The organism is Anabaena sp. CS-542/02 (assembly GCF_028331085.1).
GTDB classification, from domain to species: Bacteria; Cyanobacteriota; Cyanobacteriia; order Cyanobacteriales; family Nostocaceae; genus Anabaenopsis; species Anabaenopsis arnoldii.
On the sequence record NZ_JAQMTM010000099.1, the window covers coordinates 43,144 to 54,545 of the forward strand.

The 11,402-nt window shown below is 42.8% G+C and carries 9 protein-coding genes; 6 read left to right on the forward strand and 3 right to left on the reverse strand.

What is annotated here, in order from left to right:
• Positions 1 to 152 precede the first annotated feature (152 nt).
• Positions 153 to 3,701, reverse strand: a complete 3,549-nt coding sequence (gene brxC / locus PN447_RS11410) for a BREX system P-loop protein BrxC (RefSeq protein WP_271763145.1) — start codon at positions 3,699 to 3,701, stop codon at positions 153 to 155.
• Positions 3,691 to 4,287, reverse strand: coding sequence for a DUF1788 domain-containing protein (locus PN447_RS11415; RefSeq protein WP_271763146.1), 597 nt, complete (start codon positions 4,285 to 4,287; stop codon positions 3,691 to 3,693). Before PN447_RS11415 ends, brxC begins: the two co-directional genes overlap by 11 nt.
• 324 nt (positions 4,288 to 4,611) lie before the next feature.
• Here PN447_RS11415 and PN447_RS11420 point away from each other — a divergent pair, with 324 nt between their 5' ends.
• The 6 genes from PN447_RS11420 (at position 4,612) to PN447_RS11445 (ending at position 10,451) form a co-directional block, all read left to right on the forward strand.
• On the forward strand, positions 4,612 to 6,087 hold the full coding sequence (locus tag PN447_RS11420) for a leucyl aminopeptidase (RefSeq protein ID WP_271763148.1): 1,476 nt from the start codon (positions 4,612 to 4,614) through the stop codon (positions 6,085 to 6,087).
• Positions 6,088 to 6,264: 177 nt separating this feature from the next.
• Complete coding sequence (gene plsX / locus PN447_RS11425; protein WP_271763149.1) at positions 6,265 to 7,290, forward strand: phosphate acyltransferase PlsX; 1,026 nt, start codon at positions 6,265 to 6,267, stop codon at positions 7,288 to 7,290.
• Positions 7,291 to 7,377: 87 nt separating this feature from the next.
• On the forward strand, positions 7,378 to 8,370 hold the full coding sequence (locus tag PN447_RS11430) for a beta-ketoacyl-ACP synthase III (protein WP_271763151.1): 993 nt from the start codon (positions 7,378 to 7,380) through the stop codon (positions 8,368 to 8,370).
• Between the two features lie 71 nt (positions 8,371 to 8,441).
• Complete coding sequence (gene fabD, locus PN447_RS11435; protein ID WP_271763153.1) at positions 8,442 to 9,323, forward strand: ACP S-malonyltransferase; 882 nt, start codon at positions 8,442 to 8,444, stop codon at positions 9,321 to 9,323.
• A gap of 111 nt (positions 9,324 to 9,434) precedes the next feature.
• Positions 9,435 to 10,070: a lysophospholipid acyltransferase family protein gene (locus PN447_RS11440; protein WP_271763154.1), complete on the forward strand. Its 636-nt coding sequence runs from the start codon at positions 9,435 to 9,437 to the stop codon at positions 10,068 to 10,070.
• Positions 10,071 to 10,157: 87 nt separating this feature from the next.
• A complete protein-coding gene (locus PN447_RS11445) occupies positions 10,158 to 10,451 on the forward strand; it encodes a DUF2288 domain-containing protein (protein ID WP_271763155.1) in 294 nt (97 codons plus the stop codon).
• Between the two features lie 66 nt (positions 10,452 to 10,517).
• On the opposite strand, the gene PN447_RS11450 is transcribed toward PN447_RS11445, so the two are convergent.
• On the reverse strand, positions 10,518 to 11,045 hold the full coding sequence (locus PN447_RS11450; protein WP_271763156.1) for a YdcF family protein: 528 nt from the start codon (positions 11,043 to 11,045) through the stop codon (positions 10,518 to 10,520).
• Positions 11,046 to 11,402: the final 357 nt, after the last annotated feature.

Below are 11,402 nucleotides of genomic sequence, written 5' to 3' on the forward strand. Positions count from 1 at the left end.
TGTTGTACAAGATTTTAACAGATAATTTTTATTCTGAACTGTCAAGAATCACCGACCTTTTCGCCGAGGGTGGTTTCGACTACGCTCAACCACCGCAACCCTGACCGACTTTTCAAGTACCCTCTTAGCCTTGCAAGTAACAAATACTTAAATTATTCTAGTCTCACCTTGTGATTCTGCTGAATTTGATGTAATAACTCCTGGCGCAAAGCTTCTACATAATTATTAACATCTTCTGGGGTCTCTAATACTAATTTAGTAGTAACTTTTACCACCTGTACCGCCACAATGGGTTTAGTTTTAACTACTGGTGTGGAGTTATCACCTGGACTTTGTAACTGAGTTTGAATAATTTGCTCTGCTTGCTGGTCTACTTGAGTCAGCAATGATGTTAACATTTCTTGTAACTCTGCTTCATGGGCGATCGCAGAATCAATACTCGTTACCTGAGAACTCGAACTAACAACCTGCTCAATTTGTTGTGTAATACTGCTGAAATCTAACTTCTCAGCAACTTCTGGATGTGCAGAGGTGATATACTCATTTACCTTTTCCCGCAATTCTTTACTCTTAGTCTCCACTTGATAAATTCGTTTACTCAAAACTCCCTGTACTTTCTCTTTCACAGGTTTAAGCAACATCACCAACTCAGGAATCTTGTCCGTAGGGTCAGGCATTGCTAAAATCTGTTTAACAGACTCTACCCGCTTGAGTAATTCCGGGTCTGTAACATGGCGGAGTTCTGGTTCTAAATCCTGCAAATCCTGTCGCACTTGTTGAAATAATTTAATCTGTCCAGTAAAGAAATATTGCAGCTTCTCCACATCCTCAATATATTCTTCTATTTCATCCCGTTTAGTACGAATACTGCGGAACAAATCCGCCGCACCATCCTTAGTTAATAGCTCTCCCAACAAATCTAAATTTGTCTGCAATAATTGCATAAAAGGTAAACCATGCTTCTGCACCTGAACTAACCATTCTTCCAGTTGTTTACTTCGTGCTGATAAAGCTTTTTTGTAACTTTCAAATAATAGTTGAGGGTCACTGGGTATATTCCCATTTAGTAAGTCACTAGCCAAATCTTTGGTTACTTTTAAACTTGTTGGGTCAATGACATCAGCTAGTCGCACTGTATATGTATCTAAACCTTGACGAGAACGTAATGTTTTAACTAAACCTTTTTCTCGCAGATTGACATTACCTTGTGCGTGTCGCAGTTGTACTACACCTTGATTAAGCAACTCCGCCATCACTCCTAGGGTATCCAGTTGTGACCACCCGTAAGGACGAACAGCAAATTTATTGATTAATCCTTTAATTGTAACTTGGCGATAGGCGCGAGATTCGTCCTGTAACCAAGTACGCATTTCACTATGAGCAGCTGCATTAACTGCTTGTTCAGCAATGTTTTTTTCTTCGCTATCACGAGTCAACGCATTAGTAACTTGTTCTTCGGTTTCAAACCCACTAGCAACATGACCTAATTTTTGATAAACGTTCGTGACTAAATAGGTTAGTCCTTCTATTAATAGGTTTTTTGCATCCCGGTTACGAATTTCTACTTTAGTTCCATAAGCAAATACATCTGCACCCGCAATTAAATCTTCTAAGGTATTTTTGATATTTTCACGCCGCTGATGATTTTGATCCCTCCGCGCCATTAAAATTCTTTGGATGTTGGGAGTCAAACTACTACTATTTTTCAGACGCAAATATTCATCTGTTTTCACTAAGGTATTCAGGTCATCAAGCAAGGATTGGTCATCTTGTAATCTGACTAATACCTCATAACCTCCTCCCGTAATTCCTAGACAAAAATCATCATTTTGCATAGAGGTGTAACTTTCTGCATAGGGGGTGACAATATGCAAAGTCAAGTCATTTGTTTGCTGTCCAGAGGTCTGTTCATCTAGCTGGCGACTAAATGGATATCTATGACGACCATATTTTAATTCTTTGTCAGTAAAAATTGAGTCCCAAACCAATGTTTGCATCTCTTTGCTCACTTTACCAGCATCAGCTTGGATATTTTTAATTTCTCTACCAATGTCTTGTTCTTCATGGGTGAGGAAAATATATTCATCACCATTGCGCTGAATTAAAGTCTGTCTTTCTAAACGTCCTAATGCAGCTTCTACTTGCTGTTTGAGTAATATTTTATTATCGTCAATGTGACCTAAACTTAAAGTGGTCAAGTTATCCAAGTTTGCGCTGATTTCTTTGATATACTTGACCATGAATAATGTTTTTAACAGGTCAATATCAAAAGTCTGTAATTGTGGGTTACGTGTAGCCTGATTAATAACTTGGCTGATAGCAGTATCTAAAAATCCTTCAATTGCCATATAAAAGGTGTAGAAGGGAACTAGTACACCTAGAGGCTTTCCTGCTACTGCTTGGGAAGCGACCTGAAAAGCATCAAGTAAAGAACGTTCTCCCGATGCTAAATGTTTACCCGCAGAACCCATGAGGCGAATTTGGGTAAACACTTTCTGCAATAAGGTAAACTGGTAGGGAACAAAGGGATAAGCCGCAGTAAAATCTTTTATACTGCTATATCCTGGCATATCAGCACTATCTTGAGTAAAAGTAATTTGGTTTCTCAGGATGGCGACTTTTTGGTTATATAAAGCTTCTAGTCCTGTTTGTGCTGCATCAGTTTTACCCAGTAACCGCAATTTAATTACTTCGTCTGTGTTCGCAGATGACAAACTCAGAGGACGGTAAAAACGCCCGATAATTTTAGAAAAATCCTCACCTTTAATCTTGTTTTTAGTAATCTCATCCATTGCTTCTTGGGATGTTACCACTACCCAAGCTTTACCCTGACAGTGTGTACCCAAATCTTCTACTACCGTCTGAAGATTTAACATCAGTTTACTGTCTTCACCAATATATTGTCCCACTTCATCCACCATAAAAATTAACCGGTGTTGGGGACTTTTACCATCTAAATATTGCCTAACTATTTGGGCGAATTTCTCCGGGCTTAAACTATAATTTTGTTGATTGAAATCTAATAGGCGGTTAGCTGCATCTGCACTCATCCCCGTACTCACTTGTAAAGCAGTGGCGATCGCATCCTGATAAAACCCCCAAGCATCGCGATTTTCTGACCATACCAAGCCACTTTCAGCTTGAAAAGCATCTTTAAAAACTTGATATTTACCTTGTTTATCTAACTGGCGTTCAAATTCAGCAATTGCGGGTATTGTACCAAAATAACCCAAATGTTCGTCAAAGACTTTCTGAAAAACTTTAGTAATGCTTTCTTTATCGTGTTTATTATTAGCATCTGCTTTAGAATCAATATTGAAAAGAATTACATCACAAGAACTTTGTGCAGCTTGGGTAATTTTTGCCAGTAATAAGGGGTCAGGAATACGTTCAGCGTTGAAATAGTCTAAAGCCCAACTACTACCTAAATGGCGATTTTCTAACAGGTAAGAAAGAATCTTCAAAAAGTGCGATTTACCAGACCCAAAAAAACCGGAAATCCACACCCCCATTTTATCGGTAGGATTACCCAAAGCATCAGTAAAGCGGTCAAAAAAAGTTCGGAAGTGTTTATCTAGTTCACGAGTAACAACATACTCCTCTAACTCCTGACGGATATTCTCGTCATCCTGCTGTCCTACTTTGATGACACCATTAATGTTACGGTTAATATCTTTTTGAAATAGTTCACTAATATTCATAAACGTAATTGTGAGGAATTAAAGGAAAAGCACGATAGTAATTGTCATCTTTAAAAGTGTTAAACAGGCGTAGCTCATGGCCATCATAGGAACCAGGAAAAAACATCACCAGGGGGATTTTATCCAGGATAGGATGTAGGTTATTCAGAATCGTATGTGACCTCACAAGCGGCCAACTTGCACCAACTCCCGTCATTAACACCAACTGTTCATCACCCTGTAACTGTTTCTGGATATGGGTAATAACTTGCTCAGGTCTAACAAGTGGTGCAATAGTTTTAGCTAAAGCTGCATTCCCCTTATTCACCTCCAACTCAAAAGCCCTTCCAAGCAACTTTCTTTCTTGCAATATCTCCAGAATAGTCCGATAGAGATTAACTTCCAGGAAAATAACCCCACTGGGTGGATTGATCAATTGCGACTTTAAACCCTCAATATACTCCTGTACCAGTGGTTCATATTCAGCATCGTAATCAAAGATATAAAAACCAATCTCGTTACCAATACCACGGTTACTCAGGAGCCGCGTGTCTTGTAACTTCGGTAATAGTGCATCAAGGCGTTGGTGGATTGTTAACGTAGGCATGAGTTTAACCAATACAGGCAGCAAGTATCTGAGATATTATTAAGAAACATCACAACTACTTGACAGTTAGCTTCACTACTTTGATTTAGTGAGTTATTGACATTTTTATACAGTCTCCTATAAAAAAATTATACATTAAAGCCTTTTTTAGGCTAATGAAGTACACATCAATTGCCTATTCCCTATTCCCTATTCCCTATTCCCTATTCCCTATTCCCTGTTCCCTGAAACTATTAGCTTCACTGTTTGGTATTTTCCACCCAAGGGAAAATAGAATTTTAGGTAATACTGGTACAAGCAGGAAAACCTAGATAAAATCACAAAATGAAAATTCAACCTAGTGACAAGCCTTTGCTAGATTGGGCAGGCGATAGTTTGGCAATTGGACTATTTGAAGATGCAGTTGAGTTAACTGGAGACCTGGCAAAATTAGACCAGCAGTTTGCCGGGGTGTTAAAAGAACTAATTGCCGAAGAAGAATTTACCGCCAAACCCTACAGCACCATTTTCACCCGTGTTAGTCCTGGTGGCTCTATCCGTAAAGTAATTTTAGTGGGTTTGGGGAAACCAGAAGCCCTGAAATTAGAAACCCTGCGACGTGCCGCTGCTGCTGTGGCTAGGGTGGCAAAAAAGCAAAAAAGCAAAACTCTCGCCTTGAGTTTTCCCTTGTGGAATAATCAGCCATCAGCAACTGCTCAAGCTATAACTGAAGGTACGCAACTAGCCCTTTATCAGGACATTCGCTTTAAATCTGAGCCAGAAGATAAAGGAGCAAAAATTGAGACAGTAGATTTACTGGGACTGGGTGGACAAGAAGCAGCCATTACCCTCGCCAATCATATCGTCTCCGGGGTAATCTTAGCTAGGCAATTGGTGGCAGCACCAGCCAATGAGGTAACACCCATTACCCTAGCAGAAACAGCCCAGGCGATCGCGACTGAACACGGCATAGAAGTAACAATTCTGGAACGAGAGGACTGCCAAAAGTTAGGCATGGGTGCATTTTTAGGAGTTGCCCAAGCTTCAGAGTTACCACCAAAATTCATTCACCTGACTTACAAACCCCAAGGCACACCGAAACGGAAACTAGCAATTATTGGTAAAGGTTTAACCTTTGATTCCGGCGGACTAAATATTAAAGGTGCTGGTAGCGGCATCGAAACTATGAAAATTGATATGGGCGGTGCTGGTGCGACCTTGGGTGCTGCCAAGGCGATCGCCCAAATCAAGCCAGATGTAGAAGTTCACTTCATTTCAGCCGCCACAGAAAACATGATTAGCGGTCACGCCATGCACCCAGGGGACATCCTCAGAGCATCTAACGGCAAAACCATAGAAGTGAATAACACCGATGCTGAAGGGCGTTTGACCTTAGCCGATGCCTTGGTGTATGCAGATAAATTGGGAGTAGATGCCATGGTTGATTTAGCCACCCTCACCGGTGCTTGTGTGATTGCCTTGGGTGATGACATTGCTGGCTTATATACGAACGATGATGCTGTAGCTTCCCAACTGCAACAAGCTGCTGAAACCGCAGGGGAAAAAGTTTGGCGGATGCCAATGGAAGAAAAATATTTTGAAGGGTTGAAATCCGGGATTGCGGACATGAAAAATACCGGTCCGCGTCCTGGGGGTTCCATTACTGCGGCCCTTTTCCTCAAACAGTTCATTAAAGACACCCCTTGGGCTCACTTAGACATTGCTGGGCCAGTGTGGACAGATAAGGAAAACGGCTACAACAGTTCAGGGGCTACAGGGTATGGAGTCCGCACCCTAGTTAATTGGGTATTAGCCCAGTAGGGAGCCACAAGCAGGGCATTTGACTTCTTAATCAATACGCCCCAATCCCTGAAAAGTTGCCACGTAGCTACTAAAATATGTTGCAATATTAACAGGAAGAATATGGCAGTGAGAAACTCTCGGTTTTTCAGCAAAGTCATCTGGTAAAATTTGTAAGGTTTCTAGTAGCTCTAAGCAATGGGATTGACTGGCGTACGGATAGCAATTGACGCAATGGGAGGGGATCATGCACCCGGAGAAATCGTCACTGGCGCACTGCGGGCAAGTGACGAATTGGGTGTAAAAGTATTATTAGTTGGTGATCCCCAACAAATTGCAGCCGCCCTGCCCCCAAACACTAATTTGGAGCGGGTAGAGATCGTTCCTGCACAGGAAGCGATCGCAATGGATGAGGAGCCTTTGAATGCGGTGAGACGCAAACGCAAAGCTTCTATTAATGTGGCTATGGATTTAGTCAAGCAGCAGCAGGCAGATGCCGTGTTTTCTGCGGGACACTCAGGGGCAGCTATGGCAGCAGCTTTGCTCCGCCTGGGACGATTGCCAGGAATTGACCGCCCAGCCATTGGTACGGTTTTCCCCACAATCAAAGCCGGTAAACCAGTACTCATACTTGATGTTGGCGCCAATGTAGACTGCCGCCCTAAGTTTTTAGAGCAGTTTGCTGTCATGGGGTCAACTTATAGTCAGTATGTTTTAGGTATTACCAATCCCCATGTAGGTTTGTTGAATATCGGTGAAGAAGACACTAAGGGTAATGAGGTCGCCCTGCGCGCCCATGAATTATTACGGGAAAATTCCCAAATTAATTTTATTGGTAATGCTGAAGGGCGTGATGTACTTTCGGGTAACTTCGATGTGATTGTCTGCGATGGCTTTGTGGGTAATGTGTTGTTGAAATTTGCCGAAGCCGTGGGTGAAGTGATTCTGCAAATCTTGCGCGAAGAATTACCCCAAGGATTACATGGTCAAATTGGTACGGCAATTTTAAAACCTAACCTGAAGCGAGTTAAACAGCGCATGGATCATGCAGAACATGGCGGTGCTTTGCTGTTAGGCGTAGCTGGAGTCTGTTTTATTGGCCACGGTAGCTCTCAAGCTCCTTCTATTTTTAACGCCATTCGCATGGCAAAAGAAGCTGTAGATAATCAGGTGCTGCAAAGACTTCAGTCCCAATATGAAATCCTACAGCAGGAAACCAATTAGAAATTAGTCACAAAACTAGCGAGCAATAGCTGGGAAAAAAAATAAAAATTTTCATGACTAAAATTCTTATAGCTTGGGAGACTAGGAGTGCAAAAGTTAGGCATAGCAATTACAGGTAGCGGCTCGGCAGTACCAAAAAATCACCTCAGTAACCAGGATCTGACTGAACTGGTGGAGACTTCAGACGAGTGGATTACCACAAGAACCGGAATTCGTCAACGGTGTTTAGCATTGCCATCTGAATCCGTGAGCACCCTCGCGGCTGATGCCGGTAGTCAAGCGATCGCAGCGGCAGGGATAAAGGCAACAGACCTAGATTTGATTCTGCTGGCCACATCCACCCCAGATGATTTATTTGGCAGTGCTTGTCAAATTCAGGCGGCATTAGGAGCAACCAAAGCAGTAGCCTTTGACTTAACGGCTGCTTGCTCTGGGTTTGTCTTTGGGCTAGTCACAGCAGCCCAATATATCAGAACAGGCGTTTATCAAAACGTACTCCTAATTGGGGCTGATATCCTCTCTCGCTGGGTGGATTGGCAAGACCGCAGGACTTGTGTACTGTTCGGTGATGGTGCGGGAGCGGTGGTACTGCAAGCCAATAACAGCGATCGCCTATTAGGATTTTCCCTGAAAAGCGATGGAACCCAAAACCGCTACCTCAATCTTGCTTATACCCCTTCCGCCCAAGAACTCCTGCCCAATGTAAATATCACTCAAGGTACTTACCAGCCGATCACCATGAACGGCAAAGAAGTATACCGCTTTGCTGTGCAAAAAGTCCCTGAAATTATTGATAAAGCTTTATTTCAGGCTCATCTCACTATTGAGCAAATAGACTGGCTGATCTTGCATCAAGCCAATCAACGCATTCTTAATGCCGTTGCCCAACGCCTAAATATTCCAGAGAACAAGGTAATTAGCAATCTGGCTAATTATGGTAATACCTCTGCCGCCTCTATCCCCCTAGCCCTAGATGAAGCAGTGCGCCAAGGCAAAATCAAACCCCACGACATCATTGCCACATCTGGCTTTGGTGCCGGACTCACTTGGGGCGCAGCAATTTTTCAATGGGGAAGATAGTTAAAACTCAAAACTCAAAAAACTAGACTCACCCCCATCACCAATCACCAATGAGCAATGACTAACGACTAATGACTAAAACTGCATGGGTGTTTCCCGGACAAGGTTCTCAAGCCCTGGGAATGGGAATGGATTTATTAGATATACCTACCGCTAAAGATAAATTTGCCGAAGCCGAAGCAATTTTGGGCTGGTCTCTCACACAATTATGTCAGAACGAAGAAGAAAAGTTATCACGGACTCTCTACACACAACCCAGTCTTTATGTAGTAGAAAGTATCCTGGCTGATATCCTTCGAGAACGGGGACATCAACCAGATGTAGTTGCTGGTCACAGTTTAGGCGAATATATCGCCCTTTACATTGCCGGTGTGTTTGAGTGGTCCGCTGGCTTACACCTGGTCAAGCGTCGTGCTGAACTCATGGATAGTACCGCTGGTGGAATGATGGCTGCTGTGATGAACTTTGACCGTGAACAGTTAGAATTAGTTCTTGCTCAGACACCAGATGCAGTTTTGGCTAATGATAACAGTCCGGGTCAGGTAGTGATATCTGGGAATCCAGAGGCTGTCAAAACAGTAATTTCCCAAGTTAAAGCCAAACGTGCTATACCTTTAAAAACCTCTGGAGCATTTCACTCACCCTTGATGGCTGCTGCGGCCGCCGAGTTCCAAGACATTCTAGAATTAGTAGAATTTCAGCCGGCTGTTATACCCGTACTGTCTAACGTAGATCCGGTTCCATCCACTGATGCCAAAATAATCAAGCAGCGCCTCAGCCAACAAATGACCGGTTCAGTACGCTGGCGAGAAATTTCTTTGGAATTAGCAATACAGGGTATTGAGGAAGTGGTGGAAATTGGCCCCGGTAATGTGTTAACTAATTTGATTAAACGCACTACACCGGATTTAATCCTCAGAAATGTCCGTAATGCAGCAGAGTTGCCAGAATAGGGCATAGCAAAGCCCACGTAAATTGCAGAGTCTAGGCTGCTGGGCAAAATTGAGATTTTCCATACCCTATCCCCATTCCCCATTCCCCAATACCCTATATCCCATTTCTCTATGTCTCGAACCCGCGAACCTTTGATCAGTTTGGCACTTTACCACGCTTTTAAGTGGTCAATTGTCAGCCCTATGCTTCATGCTTACTTTCGGGGGAGAATTTATGGGGTGGAAAATGTCCCTCAGTCAGGTCCACTGGTGGTAGTCAGTAATCATGCTAGTTACTTTGACCCCCCCATTGTCTCTAATTGTGTACGTCGTCCAGTGGCTTACATGGCTAAGGAAGAGTTGTTTCAAGTCCCTGTTTTAGCACAAGCAATTAAATTGTATGGTGCTTACCCGGTGAGTCGCGGTAGCGCTGACCGCAATTCTATTCGTTCAGCCCTAGAGTACCTTGATAATGGCTGGGCTGTAGGTGTTTTTTTGCAAGGTACTCGCACTCCCGATGGCAAGATCACGGATCCTAAACGAGGGGCGGCTCTCTTGGCGGCCAAGGCTAAAGCACCATTTTTACCGGTGAGTTTATGGGGTTCTGAGAAGATATTACAAACAGGCTCCATACCCCGTCCAGTTCCCTTAACTATTCGGATTGGCAAATTAATTGATGCACCCACTTCTACCAATAAAGACGAATTACAAGCTGTGACAGATAAGTGTGCTACAGCAATTAATCAGTTGCATGATTTAGGACGCTGAGAAATATGCTGCAAAGAGTCAAGGCAAGAAAATCTCAGGGCAAAAATTAGGCTAAAATCGGCCAGAAAAATATCTAAACGGGGAATTATGTCCGATTTAAGAACACAATTAACAGACAATCTGGATGAGGCTGAGTGGGATTGGCTAATTCCCCATGTACAAAGGGATGCGGTGATTTTAGTCACGCAAGGTTTAGACTTGCTGGATGTGGGAGTGGCGATCGCTAGCGATCAGGTTTCATCAGTGCAAGCATGGATTGACGGACAATTAATAGGTAAACCTTCCAATACACAATTGGGGAATTGGAATAGCGATCGCACCAAAAGATTTCAGACTCTGATTATTCAGCCCTATGTTCTAATACAAGAAATATCAGCATAATCGGACTACGAAATAAATTTTGGCAAGATTTAGCTCAAATCTGAATCTCCATCCCTCACCTGTGATTCATTGCTGTCTCATATGTTCTGCACCCGTGTAACCAGTAGCCACCCAAACTAAAGCCCTCACCCCATCACGGATAGATTTATCCAAGGGTTCATGGACATTTTTTGAAGGTACTGCTACAGGTTTAAATTGAATACCGCGACTTCCCAAAACTATCTCGCCAACCACACGGGCGCGGCGCATATGAAATTCCGAAGTAACTAAATAAACACTCTTAATACCTTTAGCCTGCAACTCATCTACTAGTGTAGTAAAATTTGTCACAGTATCTACAGCTTGATAGTCCAAGTACAATCGTTTGGGATCAACTCCAGCTTTGGCAAACACATTCTGAGTTGATCTAGGTGGACTACCACCAGAAATCCAAATGGGTAAACTTGGGTGCTCGCGGACAAAATTAGCTGTAAACCGTTCTCGTTCTAAATGTGAGGTAGAACCACCTAAAACTAATACTGCTTGGGGTGGTAAATTCTTAGTTTGCGATTCCTGGTATCCCAACCACATTAATAAAGGTAGGGCGAAAACCATAAACCGAAGTGAATGACCAGTAAATAATAGATGATTCTTCAAGGCTCTATACGTTAGTCTGTCGAGTCCAGGATTTTATCTAAAAAAAAGAGAAATATAGCATTTCCCATGCTCGTGAGGTACAAAGTTGTTTAGTTTCAGGGAACACCGGAACAGGGAATGGGGAATGGGAAGGATTGGGGAACACACAAAAAACAATAAAATCCAGTCCCCTCACCTTACAAGGACAAGACTTGGTGGACAAGGTGGACAAGGTGACAAGGGAGAAAAACAGTACAAAGTCTGTATTTTTAGTAAGAAAAATAGCCCCTTAAAAGACCATTGTCCGTATAAAATCTTCCTTGTCCACTTTCCTTC